Raw genomic sequence first — 18,346 nt, 5'->3', positions numbered from 1 at the left:
CTTCGTTCCTTCCTTATCCTCCCCTTGCAGCAGGTGCCTGCCATGACCTCCGCCCAATCGCTGACCGGCCTCCTCACCCAAGGCTTGCGCAAACTGACCGGCGTAGACCGGGCCAGGCCCAAGGGCTACCGCCTGATCAACGTCGAGCTCAAGCAGCGCATCGAGCTCAGCCCGTCCATGCTGCGCCTGGTGTTCAGCGGCGAAGACATCGCCCAGGCGCGCACCCTGGCGCCGGACCAGCGCATCAAGCTGCTGTTTCCCGGGGCCGACGGCACGCCGCCGCAACTGCCGGCGCAAGGCGACTGGCAGGCGGCCCGGCGCCAGTTGCCGGCCGAACAGCAGCCACCGATGCGTACCTACACCATCCGCGCGCTGCGCTTGCATCCGGCGGAGCTGGATGTGGATTTCGTCCTGCATGGGGTCAATGGCCCGGCCTCGGCCTGGGCCACCCATGCCCGGCCCGGCGACTGTCTGCAGATGGTGGTGCCGAACAAGGCCTACAGCGGCGACCCCGGCGGTTACGAATGGCTGCCCCCAGCAGGCATTGGCAAGGTGCTGCTGATGGGCGATGAAACCGCGCTGCCGGCCATCGCCGGGATTCTCGAAGAGTTGCAGGACTATCCGGACTACCCGGATGTGCAGGTGTTCATCGAGGTGCCCCATGAGAGCGACTGCGTCGACCTGCAGTGCCATCCGCAGACCCGGCTCAGTTGGCTGCCCCGGGACGTGCTGGGGGCGCAACATGGCGAACCCCTGATCCATGCCGCCCGGGAGTTGGCCGAGCTGCCGCCGGCCAGCGCCGGGCGCCGGCCGCTCAAGGTGGCCGAAGGCGACCCTGAACAACGTCCCTGGGAAACCGCCAAGCCGGCGGACAACCGCTTCTACGCCTGGGTGGCCGGTGAGTCGGCCACGGTGATGAGCATCCGCCGCCACCTGATCAACGAGCGCGGCCAGGAACGTCGCAACCTGACCCTGATGGGCTACTGGCGCCTGGGCGGTTCCCTGGGTTAAGCCCGCGCCGCTAGCCGCTGCCGCGCCCGCGAAGCGACGCAAAGGCCCGCCGGGCCTTGCCTGGCGAGCAACCGTCAACTGCGGCGTGGGGCGCTTCCTGTGTCCCTGCGGGACGTTCGCGGCCTGCGTCGGCGCTGCAACCCGACGCGCCTTCAGACAACCACGGCCGCCGGTTGCAGGTGACGGCGGCGCTGCACCTCAAGGTGGCCCTTGATCAGGCTCAGCACCCGGGCTTCGTGTTCATGAATGAAGAAGTGCCCGCCCGCCAGCATGTCCACCGAGAAGCCGCCATGGGTCTCCTTGCTCCAGCCGATCAGTTGCTCGCTGGTGGCACGGTCGGCCTTGCCGCCCAGGACGTGCACCGGGCAGTTGAGCAAGGGCCGCTGCAACGGTCGATAGCCTCCGCACAGGAGGAAGTCGGCCCGCAGGATCGGCAGGGTCAGGCTCATCAGTTCCTGATTGGCCAGCACCTCTTCGCTGGTGCCGTTGAGGGTGCGCAGTTGCTCGATCAACTGGGCGTCAGTCTTGGGCTCGGCAAACCCCCGGTCATATTCACTGCGCAGGGTCGGCGCGGCGGTGCCCGAGGCGAACAGCGCCACCGGTTCCGGGCAGCCGAGGGCGCGCAGGGCGTGGGCCAGCTCGCAGGCCAGCAAGGCCCCCAGGCTGTGGCCGAACAAGGCGTAGGGGCTGTTCAGGGTGGGGCGCAGTTCCTGGGCCAGCTGCCGCGCCAGTTCACGCAGGTCGGTGTGCAGGGGCTCGGCGTAACGGCTGCCACGCCCCGGCAACTCCACCGGTTGCAGGTGCAGCCACGACGGCAACTGGCGGCGCCAGCGGCTGTAGACCATGGCGCTGGCACCGGAATACGGCAGGCACAGCAGGTTCAACTGGGTCACGGTTATTCCCTCGACGAATGGACTGTTAAGAGAACGCGGCGTGGGGCGGACAAATTAGTCCGCCGCAGCTTTCAGCGCAGCCGTCGATAGCTCTGCAACGCCGCCCCCAGTACCACGGCGCCACCGGCCAGGGCCAGCCAGAAACCGCTGCGGGCGCCGAACTGATCCACCAGCGCCCCGGAACCGGCGGCCCCCAGGGCCACGCCGATGCTCAAGCCGGTGACCAGCCAGGTCAGGCCCTCGGTAAGCTTGGCCGGCGGTACGCTGCGCTCCACCAGGGCCATGGCGACGATCAGGGTCGGGGAGAAAAACAGCCCAGCGACGAACACCGCCAGGGACAGGCCGAGGATGTTGCTCGCCCACAGCAGCGGCACAGTGGCCAGGGCCGTGGCGATGCCGCCATACATGAACAAGCGGGGCAAGGGCGTGGCCAGTTTCAGCGCCCCGAAGGCAATGCCCGCCAGGCATGAGCCGATGGCGTACACCGAAAGCACGATGCTCGCCGCCGCCGGCTGCCCCTGCTGCTGGGCGAAGGCCACGCTGACCACGTCCACCACCCCGACGATGGTGCCCATGGCGGTCATCAGCAGCATCAGCAGGCGGATCTCCCCGGAACGAATGATCGAGCCGCCCTGCCCCTGCTCATGGGGATGCACGGGGGGCTCGGTGCTTTTCTGCATGACGAACACACCCACCCCCAGGGCCAGCGCCAGCAGCGCGCCCAGCGGCCCGGCCTCGGGAAACAGGCCCACGCACAGGCCCACCGACAACGGCGGACCGATGATGAAGCAGACATCGTCGAGCACCGACTCCAGGGCGTAAGCGGTCTGCAACTGCGGCTGGCCACGGTACAGCTCGGTCCAGCGGGCACGGACCATGGCCGACATGCTGGGCATGCACCCGGCCAGGGCGGCGCACAGGTACAGGGTCCAGTGCGGGGCCTGCAGGCGCGTGCACAGCAGCAGGGCCAGCAGTGCACCGCCCCCCAGGGTCGCCGCCAGCGGCAGCACCCGTCCCTGGCCGAAACGGTCCACCAGGCGCGAAACCTGGGGTGCGCAGAACGCCGTGGCCAGGGCGAAGGTCGCCGCCACCGAGCCGGCCAGGGCGTAGCCGCCGTGCAACTGGGCCAGCATGGTGATCAGGCCGATGCCGGTCATGGAGATCGGCATGCGCGCCAGCATCCCGGCCAGGACGAAGGCACGGCTGCCCGGGGCCTTGAACAATTCGCGGTAGGGGTTTGCCATTGAAACGACTCCTTGGGGGCTGCAACTTGCCATAAGTGGCCGGGCAGTAGAAATACATACGCCTCGTATGTTAAAAAGCATGAGAACATACGCCGCGTATGTCAACCCGCCATTTATTGGAGAAGCGTCTTCATGAGCAGCCGCCCCCGCGCCGAGATGATCGAGGAAACCCGCGCCAAGCTGATTGCCAGTGCCCGTCAGGCCTTTGCCCGGCTGGGCTATGCCCGGACCTCGATGGACGACCTGACCGCCGAAGCCGGCCTGACCCGGGGCGCGCTGTATCACCACTTCGGTGACAAGCAAGGGCTGCTGGCGGCGGTGGTGGAGCAGATCGACAGTGAAATGGATGAGCGCCTGGAGGCCGTCTCCGCTCAGATCGCCAATCCCTGGGAGGCTTTCCATGAGCGTTGCCGGGCCTATCTGCACATGGCCCTGGAACCGGAAATCCAGCGCATCGTCCTGCAGGATGCCCGGGCAGTGCTGGGGGAGCGGCGGCCGGCGCAGGAACATTGCATCGACTCCCTGGGCCAACGCTTGCAGGCCCTGAGCGCCGCCGGGCTGATCGAGCCCGCGCCGAGCCATGCCCTGGCGCGCCTGATCAACGGCAGCCTGGTGGACGCGGCGCTGTGGATTGCCGCCGCCGAGCCTGGAGAGCAACGCTTGCAAGCCTCCCTGCAGGGGCTTGAACTGCTGCTGCGCGGGCTGCGGCCGGGGCACTGAACTGCGCTTGCCACGGGTGCTGACGCGTACCGCGCCTGCTCTCGGGCGACGCTTGAATGGCGACAAGTGCCTCTGGCAACCTTGCTCCCCCCTGCCCCTTGTGCCTGACCGCCATGGAATTCGCCCCATGCCCGATTCTCCGATCATCGCCGTAATGATCCACGCCGCCGACTGGCGGGCCGCCACCTTGGGGTACGCCCGGGCCTTTCCCCGGGCCCGCCGGGTAGTGCATGAGCCGGATGATTTCGGCCATTTGCAACTCGACGGCCTGTCCCTGGAAATCGTCCCCAGCGACGCCAAGGTCGGCCAGGGCCCGGCGGGCACGGTGGTGTATTGGCGCGTCAGCGACCTGCCCGGCGAAGTACAGCGCCTGACCGCCCTGGGCGCGCGCCTGTATCGCGGGCCGATGGCCATCGAAGGCGGCGAATGGATCTGCCAGGTACAGGACCCGTGGGGCAACTGCATGGGCCTGCGCCAACCAGCGCCTCTCGCCTGAAGCGACTTTTATCGGCACACTGAGCCGCCCCTCGCCCCTGCCCCAAGGACAACGGCATGCACCAGGCACTGCTGATCATCGACGTACAACCCTGCTTCAACCCGCCGCCCTGGCTGGTGGAGGGCATCAACCGCCTGCTCGGGTGCATGCCCTCGGTGGCCACGGTGGAACGCCATGATGAAAGCCGCACGCCCTTTGCCCGGCAACTGGGCTGGCAACCGGCGGCGGATGACCAGAGTCTGGTGGCGGCCGACAAGATCTTCATCAAGCACGGTTACGGACCGACGCCAGAGATTCTCGACTATCTGAAAAGCCTCGGCCCCGAGCGGGTGCTGGTGTGCGGCATCCAGACCGATACCTGTGTCCTGGCCGCCGGCTTTGCCCTGTTCGATGCCGGCCTGCAGCCGACCCTGCTCACCGACCTGACCGTGGGTTCCTCCCTGGACCGCAGCGGCGGCCTGGGCATCGACCTGTGGCGGCACCATTTCAAGCACCTGGCCCGCAGTACCGATCTGTAGGAGCCGGCTTGCCGGCGAAGGCGATCTGGCGGGCCCTTTCGCTGGCAAGCCAGCACCTAGGGGCGCCGGGGATCCGGGCCGATGTCGGGAAAGCTGTCCGGCAGGCCGCACGGCGTTAGAATCCGCACCTCGATTCCACCTTTCCCGAGGCACCCGCATGAGCCTGGACCTGCACCTGGAAGCCGATCAGCACCTGAGCACCGAGCTGCTCGGGCGTTTGCTGGAAAACCTGCTCGGCACCGAGCAAGCCCCTGTGCCCGGGGGCCTCCAGGCGACCTTCCCGTCCGGGCTGAGCCTGCGCAGCGAAGCGTCGCCGCGCGAGCCCGAGATCCATGCCGAGGACCGCAAGGGCTGCAACTTCAGCGTCGGCCTGCGTTGCCATCTGCGCATCAAGGGCCCCGAGGCCGAAGGCCACAGTTCGCTTGCGGAAATCCGCCGTCTGCTGGAAACCATCGCCGCGAGCTGCGAGGCGATGTTCATCCTCTCGTTCCAATACGAATCAACCCTGTACTGGCGCGACGCGGCCGGGCTGCATGAAGCCTGAATCCCGCCCATTCCCACGAGTGCAGCCCTGCCGATGCAAACGCCTGGCGCCCTGCTCTTCAGCCATCTGACCCTGGGTGCCGCGTTCAGCGATGCACCCGAAGCGTGGGGTCGGCAGTTCATTGCCGACTATCAACAGTCGAGTACCACTAGCACCCGATCTTCAGCCGCCTGCGCAGGTAGCTCAGCGAGGTTTCCAAGTCGACGAGGGCGGCCCGCACGAGTCGCTGTAGATCGCCCGTAACGCATTTTGAGCTAGGGTGTTGCAAGCCCCCCAGCCCCGGAGTCGCCATGCCCAGCTCAGCCGCCCTGCATCAGGTCACTACCCCCAGCCTGCACCTTGCCTATGAAGAACACGGCCCGGCCACTGGCGAGCCGGTGATCCTGCTCCACGGTTTTCCCTACGACGTGCGGGCCTACGACCAGATCGCCCCGCCCCTGGCCGAACGCGGCTACCGGGTCGTGGCTCCCTACCTGCGGGGCTACGGCCCGACACGCTTTGTCAGTGACCAGGTGATGCGCTCCGGGCAGCAGGCGGCACTGGCCCGGGACCTGCTGGAGCTGATGGACGCGCTGCACCTGCCCCGGGCCACCCTCGCCGGCTACGACTGGGGCGGACGCGCCGCGTGCATCGTCTCCGCGCTGTGGCCGCAGCGGGTCAAGGGCCTGATGAGCGCCGACGGCTACAACATCCAGGACATCCCCGGGGCCTGCGAACCCAGGGCGCCGGAGACCGAGCACCGGCTGTGGTACCAGTACTACTTCAATACCCAGCGCGGGGTGGACGGGCTGACGGCCAACCGTCAGGCGTTCTGCGAGCTGTTATGGCGCCAGTGGTCGCCGACCTGGAAGCAGGGACCGCAGTGCTATGGCCTCACCGCGCCGTCCTTCGACAACCCGGATTTCGTCGAAGTGGTGATCCACTCCTACCGCCACCGCTTCGGCTACGCCCCCGGCGACCCCAGCCTGGAAAGCATCGAGCAGGCCTTGCAGGCGCAACCGCCCATCCGCGTGCCGACTATAGCCCTCTGTGGCGCCGACGACGGGGTCGGCCCGGCCATCGAGCCCGACCCCGATATCGGCCTGTTCAGTGGGACCTATCAACGCCGGATCCTGCCCGGGGTCGGCCACAACCTGCCCCAGGAGGCCCCGCAAGCCACCCTCGACGCGCTGCTGGAGTTGCTTCAGAACACTTGAGAACTGGCAACAGGCGCACGCCACGAGGGGGGAAAAATCGGTACACTTCGCGCCTTTGATCCCCCACAGGACATGGAATGTTACCCGCCGCGACTTCTCCCCGCCCCGGCCTGCGCCGGGCCCTGGTGCTCTGGCTCTACGCCGTCGGCGCCGGCCATTTGCTGGCCGGGCTGCTGCTGACCTGGGCCGGCCACAGCGGCCTGTTCAACGACTACCTCGGCAGCATCGAACAGGCCTTCTGGGGCGCCGCCGCGCCGACACCGGCCCGAGCCCAGCAGATCTGGTGGCTGGGCCTGTTCGGCGCCACCCTGCAAAGCTACTCGCTGTACCTGCTGGGCCTGGTGCACCTGGGCAACCGCCTGCGCGCGCCGGCGGCCTGGGCCTGGCTGATGGCCGGGATTGTGCTGTGGGCGCCCCAGGACATGTGGCTGTCCTGGCAGATGAACATGACCGCGCACCTGTGGATCGACAGTTTCGCCCTCTTGGTGCTGCTGCCGCCGCTGTTGTGGCTGCAACGCCACGACGCCCGCCATTCCCGTCTTCCCTCGTAAAAGGACTTCACCATCGTGGCTGATTTGCCAATCCTGCAGTGGGCCATCGCCCTGTTGCTCGCCCAGGGCGTGCTCGGCGCCCTGGATACGATCTACCATCACGAACTCACCGTGGCCCTGCCGCAACGCCATGGCGCGCGCAAGGAGCTGGCGATCCATGCCTTGCGCTCGTGCTTCTACGGCGTGCTGTTCATGGGCATCGCCCACCTGGCGTTCCAGGGCATCTGGGCGCTGGTGATCGCGGTGCTGTTCGCTCTGGAAATCGGCCTGACCCTGTGGGACTTCGTGGTCGAGGACCGCAGCCGCAAGCTGCCGGCCATCGAACGCATCATGCACACGGTGCTGGCGATCAACGCCGGGGCGTTCTTCGCTCTGTATGGCCTGCAACTGCTGGAATGGTCGCGCCTGCCCAGTGCCTTGAGCCCCATCGACCTGGGTTGGCAAGGCTGGGCCCTGAGCCTGTTTGCCGTCGGTGTGACAGCCTCGGGAATTCGCGACGGCCTGGCCGCCTGGCGCCTGCAACACCAGGGCCTGGGCAGCAACCCGTTCACGGGGGGGCCCGGCAAGCGGGTGCTGGTCACCGGCGGCACCGGTTTTATCGGTGAAACCCTGGTCAACCAACTGCTGGATGCCGGGCACACGGTCAGTGTGCTGGCCCGCGATCCGCTGCGCGCCGCCTACCTGTTCGACGGCCGCGCCCGCTGCCTGCGCTCGCTGGACAAGCTTGGCCACGGCGAAGCCTTCGACGTGATCATCAACCTGGCCGGCGCTCCGGTGGCCGGGCCACGCTGGTCGGCCAAGCGCCAGGCGCAACTGCTGGCCAGCCGGGTCGGCACCACCGAAGCCCTGCTCAACTGGCTGCAACACGCCCGGCACAAGCCGCAGCTGTGGATCCAGGCTTCGGCCATCGGCTTCTACGGGGTGCGCGACGCCAGCCAGAGCCTGGATGAAAACGCCGAGCGCGGCGAAGGCTTCATGGCCGACCTGTGCGCCCGCTGGGAATCCTCGGCGGAACCGGCAACGCGCTTCGGCGTGCGCCAGGTAGTGCTGCGCCTAGGCATAGTGTTCGGCCCCGGCGGCGCCCTGAAGCCGCTGCTGCTGCCCTTCCATTTCGGCTTTGGCGGACGCATGGGCGATGGCCAACAGATCATGAGCTGGGTACACCGCGACGACGTGTTGCAGGTGATGGCCCGGGCGATCAACGACACGTCGCTGTCCGGCACCTACAACATGGTGGCGCCGGACGCGGTAAGCCAGGGCACCTTCGCCGCCACGGTCGGCAAGATCCTCAAGCGCCCGGTGTGGCTGCATGTGCCGGCAGCGCCGGTACGGGCCCTGGCCGGGGAAATGGCCGAGTTGTTCTTCGACGGCCAGAAGGTGGTGCCCGCGCGCCTGCTGCAGGCCGGCTACCGCTTCCGTTATCCGACCCTGGACGCGGCCCTGCGCGACCTGACCTGAGCTGAGGAATGCCCATGAGCAAGCCCCTGTTGTACCTGCTGGCGGGCAATGGCAGCGCCGCCGACTGGTGGGACGATGCCCTGCCGCACTTCCAGCGCTATCAGGTACAGCCCCTGGAGCTGCCGGGGTTTGGCGCCAACCCGCTGCCGCCCTGCCGGGACCTGGGGGAGTACGCCGAGGCCCTGCTGGGCATGACGGCGCCGGGCAACGCGATTGTCGCGGTGGGGGTCAGCGCGCTGATCGTGCTGCACGCCCTGCAACGCCGGCCCGGGCATTTCTGCCGCAGCATGCTGCTGTCGCCGGTGGGGGCGTTTCTCTGGCAACGGCGCTTGCCGGCGCTGATGTCGCCGCTGCCGGCGCGGTTGCTGATTCATGGCCTGCTGAGCCATAAACCGACCCTGTTCGCCGGCAAGTTCTCGCGCCAGCCCTGGACCCAGGAGCAGTACCGGCGCATGGGCTCGGGCTATGCCCGCTGCCGAGCGTTCGTGCCGCTGTGGGAGCAACTGCGGGCCGACACCGCGCTGCCATTGCTGGAGTGGATCAAGGACCCGGTGCACCTGGTCTGGGGTGATCAGGACCGGCTGCTGGGCATGGCCCAGGCCGCGGCCTGGTCGGCGATCCTGGCCCGGGCCGACTTGCGGGTCAGCCTCAAGCCCGGCTGGGGCCATTACCCGTGGATCGATGCGCCGGCCGAGTTCGTCGCCTGGCTGGAGTCCGGCGACAGCGGTTTTGTCGCCCACACCAAGGGCGGCCGCCTGCACCTGGCACAACTGGCCGGCCAGCCGGTGCCCAGTGCCCTGTCCCTGGACAGCGCTAGCGATCCGCGCCTGCCAGCCCTGCTCGCCAGCCAGCCCGAGGCACTGTGGGCGGTGCGCTCCTCCAGCTACGGCGAGGATCAGGCCGACTCGGCCAATGCCGGGCTGAGCACCACTTACCTGCGGGTCGCCCGCGCGGAGGTGCCCGGGCGCATCAGCGAGCTGCGCGCGGCCGGGGTCGAGGAAGTGGTGGTGCAGCGTTTTATCCAGCCGACGCTGTCGGGGATCGCCTTCGTGCGCCATCTCTCGGTGGAACTGGAATGGGTCGAGGGCCACCTGGAAAGCCTCGCCGATGGCCAGGTCAGCCCCCAGCGGGCGATTCTTTCGCGCCTGGGCCCGGCCTGGGAGAGCGGCGCCTTCGCCAACACCCAGGGCCTGAGCGCCAGCGCCCTGTGGGACTTCCTGCAGGGGGTGCTGAAGACCTTTCACTACGTGCCCGGCGATGTCGAATGGGCCTGGGACGGCCAGCAACTGTGGCTGTTGCAGTACCGCCCGATCAGCGACTACGGCTGGCGCCGGCACCTGACCGCGGCCAACATCGCCGAGATCCTGCCGCCGCAACCCAGCCGTTTCGTCGAGTACGGCCAGCGCCGCGCGGCGGCGAGCATTCCGGCAATCATGGCCCGCTGGGACACCCGGGTGCTGCAGGACAATGAGCCGTTCACCGCAGTGTTCGGCGGTGCGTCCTACATCAACAACGACCTGTTCCTGGCGCGGCTGGCCGATTGGGGCCTGCCCTCCTCCAGCTACGCCGGCGAAGTCGGCGGCGCCACCCCGGAGCTGCCCTTGCGCCCGCTGCGGCTATTGCGCTCGCTGCCGCGCTTCCTGCGCATGCAGCACATCGCCCGTGGCCACTTGCTGACCCTGGAAGCGGGCTTGCGGCGCTTTGACCGGGAACTGGCGCAGCTGCAAGGCGCCGGGGCCGACGGCCAGCAACTGGCGGACTGGTTCAGCCGCTTCTACGTGTTCGTGGTGCAGGGCAACCTGTGCATCGCCACCGCCCTGGCCAGCAGCGGCGGCGCGCTGCTGGGGCGCCCGCCCACCGCCTACGACAACCTGGACCACAGCCCCCATCGCCTGCCCTGGGAAACCGACCCCGGCACCCCGCGCCCGGCCTGCGCCGAGCTGCCGTTGCAGGCCTTCCCGCAGTGGCGCCCGGCCATTGTCCTGGCCCACCGCCTGGGCCTGCCGGGCATGCGCGGCTATTACCTGCAAGTGCGCGAGTGGTATCGGGACAACCTGATGCGGATCTTTTTCCGCCTGCACCACGCCATGCCCGAGGCCGATCGCGACTACTGGTTTGCTCCCCATGAAACGCCGCGCAGCCGTGGCGGCAGCTTCTGGCAGGACGGCCGTGAAGGCAGCGAGCAGGCCGCGGGCTTCATGATCTATCCGGGGCAGGTCCAGGGCGTCTTGGGGGTCGACATTCTCCTGGAAGACACCCTCGACCCCGGGCGCCATGCCCATTACCAACAGGCCCGCGCGGTGATCGCGCGCATGGGCGGGCGCCTGTCCCATGGCTCGACCCTGCTGCGCGAGCTGCGCAAGCCCTCGGCGGTACTGCCCCAGGTGGACCCGGCCTGGGTCGGCCGCGAGGTGCTGTATGCCGACGGCCAGCTGAGCCTGGTCGAAGGCTGAACCCCGCGTCTCGGACTCAGGCCGGTTCGGTGGCGGCGAAACGTTCGCGGTAGGCCTGGGGCGTCACCCCCAGGGCCCGCAGCAGGCTGCGGCGCAGGGTTTCCTCACTGCCAAAACCGCACTGCGCGGCGATGCGCTTGATCGGCAGGCCGGTGTCGGCCAGCAGGCGCCGCGCGGTTTCCACCCGGATCTGCTCGATCGCCCGGGCCGGGGTCTGGCCGGTGTCGGCGCGGTAGTGACGGACGAAGCTGCGCTCGCTCATGCCCGCCTGCCGGGCCAGGGTCGGCAGCGTCAGCTCGCGACTGAGATTCTCGGCGATCCAGGCGTGCAGCCCATCGAAACGCCCGCCCTTGTTTTGCAGCGACAGGGTCACGCTGAACTGCGACTGGCCGCCCGGGCGCTTGAGAAACACCACCAGTTGCCGGGCCACATCCAATGCCGCCTCACGCCCCAGGTCGGCCTCCACCAGGGCCAGGGCCAGGTCGATGCCGGCGGTGACCCCGGCCGAGGTCCACACCGGGCCGTCGTTGATGAAGATCGGATTGGGCTCCACCTGCAACTGCGGGTACTGCTCGGCCAGTTGCTCGCAGCGGGTCCAGTGGGTGACCACCCGGCGCCCGTCCAGCCAGCCACTGGCGGCCAGCAGAAAGGCCCCGGTGCAGACCGAGGCCACGCGCCGCGAGGTTGCCGCGCGCTGGGCGACCCAGGCCACCAGTTGCGGATCCCGAGCCGCCTCGTAGACGCCCCAACCGCCGGCAATGATCAAGGTGTCGCAGGCCACTTCCAGCGCCGGCAAGGCCTCGGCCAGCAGCGCCAGCCCCGATGAACTCGGGGTCGCCCCACCCGGGCTGGCGATCACCCGCGGCTGGTAGGGCAAGGGCAGGCCCAGGCCGCGGGCCCGGTCATTGGCCGAGGCGAACACCTGCAACGGCCCGGTGACATCCAGCAACTGGTGATTGGCAAAAGCCAGGACAAATACGTTTTTCGGCGCAGTGGGCATGATTGGCGTAAATCGAGGGCAGGTTGGCGAGTACGCCAAAGCCTAGAGCGCTAGAGTCAGGCCGTCCACTTCATCGACACAAGGAACAGGCCATGGCGTTACAGATAGGTTTTCTGTTGTTTCCCCAGGTCCAGCAGCTGGACCTGACCGGTCCCCACGACGTGCTGGCCTCGCTGCCGGATGTGCAGGTGCAGCTGATCTGGAAGGAACCGGGGCCGGTGGTGGCCAGCTCCGGGCTGGTGCTGCAGGCCACCACCGGTTTTGCCGACTGCCCGCCGCTGGATGTGCTGTGCATTCCCGGAGGCGCCGGGGTCGGAGCACTGATGGAAGACCCGCAGACTCTGGACTTCATCCGCCGACAGGCCGCCCAAGCGCGCTACCTGACCTCGGTGTGCACCGGTTCCCTGGTGCTGGGCGCCGCCGGCTTGCTCCGGGGCAAACGCGCCACCACCCACTGGGCCTATCACGAACTGCTGGCGCCGCTGGGGGCGATCCCGGTACGGGAACGGGTGGTGCGCGACGGCAACCTGCTGACCGGCGGCGGCATCACCGCCGGCATCGACTTCGCCCTGACCCTGGCCGCCGAACTGTTCGACGCCGCCACCGCGCAGCTGGTGCAGCTGCAACTGGAATACGCCCCGGCGCCGCCGTTCGAGGCCGGCAGCCCGGACACCGCGCCGGCCAGCGTGGTGCAGCTCGCCCGCCAGCGCACCACCGACTCGCTGCACAAGCGCCGGGAAATCACCCTGCGCGCGGCCGCCCGGCTGACACAGCAGGCATAGCTCAGGCGCGCAGCACCGGGCCCTGGCGGGCATTGCCGAGCAACTGGGCAATGGCGCCGTCGCCATAGGTGCGCTCGACCTTGGAAATCACCACCTGATAACCGGCGTACCAGCGCCGGTACTGGCGCTTGGCCTCGATGTGCCTGGGGTGGCGGGCAAAGGCCTGGATCGAGGCTTCGTCCTCCCAGTAATAGCTGGCGTTGATCAACCCCTGATCGGCGCTGGTCCAGGATTGGACGCCGACGAAGCCCGGCAAGCTGGTGGCGATTTCGTCGATCAGCGCACTGAGGCGGTAGAACTCCTCGTCGCGCTGGCCCGGCTGGTAGATAAAGGCCGCGATGTACATGGGCAAACTCCGTTGGGTGGGATGAATCAGACCGGGCGCGTCAGCAGCGCCAGGCGCAGGGCCAAGGCCAGCAGCACCGCCGCCAGCAGCCAGGATTGCCAGCGGGCCAGCCGCGAATCGCCACTGGGCAGGCCACGGCCCAGGGCCGCGCCGAAGATCCCCAGGCCGGTGTGAAAGACCCCGCTGACCAGGGTCAGCAGCAAGCCCAGGACCACCAGTTGCACGGCGATGCTGCCGCGCTCGGGGCGCACGAACTGCGGCAGGAATACCATGAAGAACAGCAGCGCCTTGGGGTTCAGCAGACTGTTGCACAGGGCCCGGACAAACACCGTGGACAGCGGCACCCGCTCCGGGTCGGCCAGGTGCAGGGCGCCGCGCTTGCCCAGGGCCTTGCAGGCCAGCCATAGCAGGTAGGCGACCCCGGCATAGCGGATCAGCTCGAACGCTGGCGGCCAGTTGGCCACCACCGCGGTCACCCCGGTGGCCGTGAGCAGGGTCAGGCCGATATCCGCAGCGCCGATGCCCAGCCCCGAAGCCACGCCACCGCGCCAGCCATAGGCCACGCCGTGGCTGATGACAAACGCCATGTTCGGGCCCGGCGACAGCAGTAACAGCAGCACCGCGCCCAGGAAGATCGACAGGGTGGTCAGGTCCGGCATGCCAGTGTGCTCCTGCGCAAAAGTCGCTAGATTAGAGCCCCTATCTGATACAAACAAAAAAGTGTTCTAGATACATGAGGTGGTCGAACGTGCGCCGTACCCGCTACAAAACCATCGTCGACCACTTCGCCCAGCGCATCCGCAGCGGCCAGCTATGCCCCGGCACCCAACTGCCCACGGTGCGCGCGCTGATGGCCAGCGAGCAGGTGGCCCTGGCCACGGCGCTGCGGGTCTATCACGAGCTGGAAGCCATCGGCCTGGTGGTCGGCGAGCCCGGGCGCGGCACCTTTGTCCGCGACACCAGCCTGCCCCGGGGCATGGGCCTGGAGCAGCACCCGGCCAGCGCCACCTCGGTGGATCTGGCGTTCAACTACCCGTCCCTGCCCGGCCAGGCGGAAAGCCTGCGCGAGGGGCTGCGGGCGCTCGCCGCCTCCGGCGACCTGGATGCGCTGCTGCATTCGGCGCCCCAGGGCGGCCGCCCCCATGAACGGCAGACCGCGGCGCGCCACCTGCGCAACCGCGAGATCCGGGTCACGGGCGAACAGGTGCTGATCGTCAACGGCGCCCAGCAAGGGCTGGCGGTGAGCCTGCTGGCGCTGCTCCAGCCCGGGGACATCCTGGCGGTGGACGCCCTGACCTACCCCGGGCTCAAGGCCCTGGCCCAGGTCCAGCGCCTGGACCTGGAACCACTGCCACAGCACAACGGGCAGATGGACCTCGACGCCCTGCAGGCGCTGTGCCGCCGGCGCCCGGTGCGAGCGCTGTACTGCATGCCGACCCTGCACAACCCGCTGGGCACGGTGATGCCCCTGGCCGAGCGCCGACGCCTGGTGCAGCTGGCTCGCGAACACGACCTGCTACTGATCGAGGACGGCGCCTATGCCTTCCTCGCCGAACCGGCGCCGGTGCCGCTGCAGACCCTGGCCCCGGAGCGCACGCTGTACATTTCCGGACTGTCGAAAAGCGTCGCCTCGGGCTTGCGCCTGGGGTTCATCGTCGCGCCGCTGGAGATGATCCCGGCGCTGGAGCGGGCGATTCGCGTGTCCACCTGGAGCACCCCGTCGCTGACCGTGACCCTGGGCTGCCGCTGGATCGAGTCGGGGCTGGTGGACAGCCTGGAAGAGCAGAAACGCAACGACGCCCGGCGCCGCCAGCAGCTGGCCGCGCGGGTGCTCAAGGGCTGTGACTATCAGGCCTACCCCTCAGCGTATTTTCTCTGGCTGAAACTGCCCGAAGGGCTGCGGGCCGACGCCGTGGTGGCGGCCCTGGAACATCAGGGGATAACGGTGACCTCGGCCGAGCCCTTCGCCACCACCGCCCACGTGCCCCAGGCCCTGCGCCTGGCCCTGGGCTCCATCGGCCTGCCGCTGCTGCAGCAGGCGCTGGAGAAGGTCCGCAACGAAATCACCCTGTAGGAGCCGGCTTGCCGGCGAAGAGCGCACGCTCACCGGCGTCAATGACCGCAGGCATCATCCGTGACAGGCCGTTCGCCAGCCTCATCGCCCTTCGGATCACGCCAGCGCCGCCAGACCGACTTGATCTTCCGGCCGATCATCCACAGCGCGCCAAGGATATTGGCCAGGACAAAAGCCCCCAGGAAAAATGCCAGCATCGTCAGAATGCCGGGGCAATCCGGCCCTTGGCACGACATTCCCCCCCAGCTCAAGGTGTGCAGCAGCGCCGCCCCCAGTACAACGACCTGCCGCAACCACGGCCATTTGCACAGAAGCCCGCGCTTAGCGTCGGGCTGAAAAAAAACGGTCACGTTCATGTTCCACTGCGTGAAGTATCAAAGCGGCCATCGCACCCCGGCAGCAGGTACAAATGGCCGGACGAAAAAAAACCCGCCGAAGCGGGTTTTTTCCAAGACCATTATGACTTCCTGTCTGCAGCATCCGTGCTAATGGTCGACCTTCCTTGATCCTGAGCGCTTCCTGCGCTGCAGTTGTGGGAAAGAAGATTAAACACAAAGCCGGGTGCGCAGAAGGCGCATTGAATTACAGCGCGTGTAGGAAATTCGCTATAGCGTACCTACGCAAACCCCTAGCTCCCCCCTTCCAGTGCCTGGGCGGCCAACGCCGCGAGCGTGAGCTGGTGCTGCGCCCCGGGCTGATGATCGTCCTGGAGAAACCAGGCGGCGGACAGACCACTGAAGGCCAGCACCCATTGCACCAGTCGCCGCGGCTCCAGTTGCGCCGCCCGGGCAATCACCTGCACCTGGCGGGTAAAGCGCCCGGGGTCGGTGGCGCTGGGCAAGTCCGGGTTGCAGATCAGGTTGGCAAAATCGAACGTGCGTTCGCCGTACACCCGCTTGGGGTCGATCACCCGCCAGCCACCTTCGGCGAAATCCAGCACATTGTCGTGGTGCACATCTCCGTGCAGCACCACCGGCTCCCGGGGCGTGGCCAGCAGTTGTTCGGCTTGCGCCAGGCAGCGCAGGAACATCCCGCCCTGCTGCGCCGCCTCGCGCAGATCGGCAAACCAGCGATCCAGCGACACCAGCGACGGCTGGGGTTGCGCCCGTGGCCGGTGCAGCTTGTGCAAGGTGGCGCAGACGATCTGGCTGACCTCATCGTGCTGGCCGGCCAGGGCCATGCCCATCAATGACTTCGTGCCCATGGCGCGCTCCATCAACAGTGCATGGTCCTCCTGGGCATGGACCCGCGCCGCGCCCTCACCGGCCCACCAGGCCATCAACCGGTTGCCGGCCTGCTCATCTTCGTCCAGGGCAATCTTCAACATGGCCGGCGCACCGTCTTGCAGACGCACCGGCAACAGCCGGCTGCCCGGGGTGACGATAGGATCGCCATCCGCCGTCAGGCGCCAACGGTCTATATAGGTTTCAAACAAGGGAGCAGCTCCAGCCAATGAGCGACAAGTTTCAAGCTGCACGACCTGCTCTGCAACCCGCCGCTTGCAGCTTGCAGCTCGCGGCTTATCGCTGCTCCTCATCACTCCTGCTGCAAGTGGTTCTCGATGTTGCTCATCTGTTCATCCCAGCCCCGGCTGTTCATGCGAAAGGCCTTGAGCCGGCGCTCGGCGGGGATGCCGTCGAAGCCCGACTCAATGACCCGCAGCAAGGTGCCGCCAGCGTGTTCTTGCAGTTCGAACCGCACCAGGGTGGTGGGTTCGGCCGAGTAATCATGGGTCGGGTCGATGGCGTAAGGGTGCCAGCGGAAGGAGAACAACTCCTCGGGCAGCATCTGTTCGACCTGCACATCCCAGGTCAGGTGTTCATAGCCTGGGTAAGTGACGGCACCGCGGACACGCTGGCCGGGGATGAAGTGCTGGCCCTGCAGGGCCACGCCGAACCAGCGGCCAAATTGCTCGGCCTCGCTCAGCGCCGCCCACACTTGCGCCGGACGGGCCTGCAGCAGGATCTTGCGTTCAATGCGATCTGAAGCGTTCATAGGTCACCTCCAGTGATGAACACTAGACCGCTGTACTTGGAGCGCAACCTTTATCCGGCCGAAGGCACGACTGATCGCACGCCATGAAAAATGCTACTGTCGCCGGCGCAACTGCACCTCTCTTCGCAAAGGATCTGCCATGCCCCTCTCTCTTATCGACCGCTACCGCGGCAGCCTGCTGGGCCTGGCCTGTGGTGACGCCGTCGGCACCAGCGTCGAATTCAAGCCCCGTGGCAGCTTCGCGCCGGTCACCGACCTGCTGGGTGGCGGGCCGTTCAACCTCAAGCCCGGGCAGTGGACCGACGACACCTCCATGGCCCTGTGCCTGGGTGAGAGCCTGCTGCACAAGAACGGCTTCGACCCGGCCGACCAGATGGGCCGCTACCTCAACTGGTGGCAATGGGGCTACCTGAGCGCCACCGGCGAATGCTTCGACATCGGCATGACCGTGCGTCAGGCCCTGACAGACTTTCAGGAACACGGCCGGCCCTTCGCCGGTTCCACCGACCCGCAGACCGCGGGCAATGGTTCGTTGATGCGCCTGGCGCCGGTGGTGCTGTTTTACTACCCGGATCTGGCCCGGGTCCGCGAGTTCGCCGGCGCCAGTTCGCGCACCACCCACGGCGCCGCCGAAGCCGTCGAATGCTGCCAGGTGCTGGCCGGGTTGATCGCCAAGGCCCTGGGCGGCGCCAGCAAGCTGGAACTGCAACGGCTCGATACCACGGGGTTGAGCCAGAGCAAGGTCGTGGCCCTGGCCCAGGGCGGTTATCTGCACAAGACCCGTGAGCAGATCCGTGGCAACGGTTATTGCGTCGACTCCCTGGAAGCGGCGCTGTGGTGCTTCCAGCACAGCGACAGCTTCGCCGCCGCCGTGCTCGCCGCCGCCAACCTGGGGGACGACGCCGACACCACCGCGGCCATCGTCGGCCAGTTGGCCGGGGCCTTCTACGGGGTCCAGGGCATACCGCCGCACTGGCTGGCCTGCCTGCACATGGCCGAGGAGATCCGGACCATGGCCGATCAATTGCTGCAGGCCGCCCAGCGCCAACAACCGGCCCGGCCCCT

Annotated in this window: 19 protein-coding genes and 1 pseudogene; 12 read left to right on the top strand and 8 right to left on the bottom strand. The window is 67.8% G+C overall.

Annotated features, from left to right (window positions below):
* Positions 1 to 42 precede the first annotated feature (42 nt).
* A complete protein-coding gene (locus DNK59_RS31100) occupies positions 43 to 1,011 on the top strand; it encodes a siderophore-interacting protein (RefSeq protein ID WP_110725802.1) in 969 nt (322 codons plus the stop codon).
* Positions 1,012 to 1,163: 152 nt separating this feature from the next.
* Here the strand turns inward: DNK59_RS31100 and DNK59_RS31095 are convergent, their stop codons facing one another.
* Together DNK59_RS31095 and DNK59_RS31090 are read right to left on the bottom strand one after the other, a co-directional pair.
* Positions 1,164 to 1,904: a thioesterase II family protein gene (locus tag DNK59_RS31095; protein WP_110725801.1), complete on the bottom strand. Its 741-nt coding sequence runs from the start codon at positions 1,902 to 1,904 to the stop codon at positions 1,164 to 1,166.
* A gap of 71 nt (positions 1,905 to 1,975) precedes the next feature.
* On the bottom strand, positions 1,976 to 3,148 hold the full coding sequence (locus DNK59_RS31090) for an MFS transporter (RefSeq protein ID WP_110725800.1): 1,173 nt from the start codon (positions 3,146 to 3,148) through the stop codon (positions 1,976 to 1,978).
* Positions 3,149 to 3,280: 132 nt separating this feature from the next.
* Here DNK59_RS31090 and DNK59_RS31085 point away from each other — a divergent pair, with 132 nt between their 5' ends.
* The 8 genes from DNK59_RS31085 to DNK59_RS31050 all read left to right on the top strand — a co-directional run bounded on the left by DNK59_RS31085 (position 3,281) and on the right by DNK59_RS31050 (position 11,084).
* Positions 3,281 to 3,868, top strand: coding sequence for a TetR/AcrR family transcriptional regulator (locus DNK59_RS31085; protein WP_110725799.1), 588 nt, complete (start codon positions 3,281 to 3,283; stop codon positions 3,866 to 3,868).
* 127 nt (positions 3,869 to 3,995) lie between these two features.
* The gene (locus DNK59_RS31080; protein WP_110725798.1) at positions 3,996 to 4,364 is read left to right on the top strand and encodes a VOC family protein; all 369 of its coding nucleotides are present in this window, start codon (positions 3,996 to 3,998) and stop codon (positions 4,362 to 4,364) included.
* Positions 4,365 to 4,420: 56 nt separating this feature from the next.
* Positions 4,421 to 4,882 (top strand): cysteine hydrolase family protein, encoded by a 462-nt coding sequence (locus DNK59_RS31075; protein WP_110725797.1) that lies wholly within the window; start codon positions 4,421 to 4,423, stop codon positions 4,880 to 4,882.
* A gap of 157 nt (positions 4,883 to 5,039) precedes the next feature.
* Positions 5,040 to 5,426, top strand: coding sequence for a hypothetical protein (locus DNK59_RS31070; RefSeq protein WP_110725796.1), 387 nt, complete (start codon positions 5,040 to 5,042; stop codon positions 5,424 to 5,426).
* A 290-nt stretch (positions 5,427 to 5,716) separates the two neighbouring features.
* A complete protein-coding gene (locus DNK59_RS31065) occupies positions 5,717 to 6,622 on the top strand; it encodes an alpha/beta fold hydrolase (RefSeq protein ID WP_110725795.1) in 906 nt (301 codons plus the stop codon).
* Between the two features lie 77 nt (positions 6,623 to 6,699).
* Positions 6,700 to 7,173 (top strand): hypothetical protein, encoded by a 474-nt coding sequence (locus tag DNK59_RS31060; protein WP_092312498.1) that lies wholly within the window; start codon positions 6,700 to 6,702, stop codon positions 7,171 to 7,173.
* 15 nt (positions 7,174 to 7,188) lie between these two features.
* Entirely contained in the window at positions 7,189 to 8,631 is a 1,443-nt protein-coding gene (locus DNK59_RS31055) for a TIGR01777 family oxidoreductase (protein ID WP_092312495.1), read from the top strand.
* A 14-nt stretch (positions 8,632 to 8,645) separates the two neighbouring features.
* Positions 8,646 to 11,084 carry an alpha/beta fold hydrolase gene (locus tag DNK59_RS31050; RefSeq protein ID WP_110725794.1) on the top strand — a complete coding sequence of 813 codons (2,439 nt, stop codon included), beginning with the start codon at positions 8,646 to 8,648 and terminating at the stop codon, positions 11,082 to 11,084.
* Between the two features lie 16 nt (positions 11,085 to 11,100).
* On the opposite strand, the gene DNK59_RS31045 is transcribed toward DNK59_RS31050, so the two are convergent.
* The gene (locus DNK59_RS31045; RefSeq protein WP_110725793.1) at positions 11,101 to 12,084 is read right to left on the bottom strand and encodes a GlxA family transcriptional regulator; all 984 of its coding nucleotides are present in this window, start codon (positions 12,082 to 12,084) and stop codon (positions 11,101 to 11,103) included.
* A gap of 92 nt (positions 12,085 to 12,176) precedes the next feature.
* Here DNK59_RS31045 and inhA point away from each other — a divergent pair, with 92 nt between their 5' ends.
* A complete protein-coding gene (gene inhA, locus DNK59_RS31040) occupies positions 12,177 to 12,866 on the top strand; it encodes an isonitrile hydratase (RefSeq protein ID WP_110725792.1) in 690 nt (229 codons plus the stop codon).
* Between the two features lies 1 nt (position 12,867).
* Here inhA and DNK59_RS31035 read toward each other — a convergent pair whose 3' ends face one another.
* Entirely contained in the window at positions 12,868 to 13,212 is a 345-nt protein-coding gene (locus DNK59_RS31035; protein ID WP_092312483.1) for an antibiotic biosynthesis monooxygenase, read from the bottom strand.
* Between the two features lie 26 nt (positions 13,213 to 13,238).
* Positions 13,239 to 13,871: a LysE family translocator gene (locus tag DNK59_RS31030; RefSeq protein WP_110725791.1), complete on the bottom strand. Its 633-nt coding sequence runs from the start codon at positions 13,869 to 13,871 to the stop codon at positions 13,239 to 13,241.
* Positions 13,872 to 13,960: 89 nt separating this feature from the next.
* On the opposite strand from DNK59_RS31030, the gene DNK59_RS31025 reads away from it, so the two are divergent.
* Entirely contained in the window at positions 13,961 to 15,286 is a 1,326-nt protein-coding gene (locus DNK59_RS31025; RefSeq protein ID WP_110725790.1) for a PLP-dependent aminotransferase family protein, read from the top strand.
* Positions 15,287 to 15,324: 38 nt separating this feature from the next.
* On the opposite strand, the gene DNK59_RS31855 is transcribed toward DNK59_RS31025, so the two are convergent.
* The 3 genes from DNK59_RS31855 to DNK59_RS31005 form a co-directional block, all read right to left on the bottom strand.
* Positions 15,325 to 15,642: a hypothetical protein gene (locus DNK59_RS31855; RefSeq protein WP_158288773.1), complete on the bottom strand. Its 318-nt coding sequence runs from the start codon at positions 15,640 to 15,642 to the stop codon at positions 15,325 to 15,327.
* Between the two features lie 272 nt (positions 15,643 to 15,914).
* A complete protein-coding gene (locus DNK59_RS31010; RefSeq protein ID WP_110725787.1) occupies positions 15,915 to 16,721 on the bottom strand; it encodes an aminoglycoside phosphotransferase family protein in 807 nt (268 codons plus the stop codon).
* A gap of 101 nt (positions 16,722 to 16,822) precedes the next feature.
* The gene (locus DNK59_RS31005) at positions 16,823 to 17,281 is read right to left on the bottom strand and encodes an SRPBCC family protein (protein WP_110725786.1); all 459 of its coding nucleotides are present in this window, start codon (positions 17,279 to 17,281) and stop codon (positions 16,823 to 16,825) included.
* Between the two features lie 139 nt (positions 17,282 to 17,420).
* Here DNK59_RS31005 and DNK59_RS31000 point away from each other — a divergent pair.
* A pseudogene (locus tag DNK59_RS31000) lies at positions 17,421 to 18,335 on the top strand (ADP-ribosylglycohydrolase family protein); the annotation flags it as partial.
* Between the last annotated feature and the right edge of the window lie 11 nt (positions 18,336 to 18,346).

The sequence above is a fragment of the Pseudomonas sp. TKO26 genome, assembly GCF_003225665.1.
GTDB lineage: Bacteria > Pseudomonadota > Gammaproteobacteria > Pseudomonadales > Pseudomonadaceae > Aquipseudomonas > Aquipseudomonas saponiphila.
The sequence above is the reverse complement of the archived record's forward strand: the minus strand, read 5'-3'. Positions and strand labels throughout refer to the sequence as shown.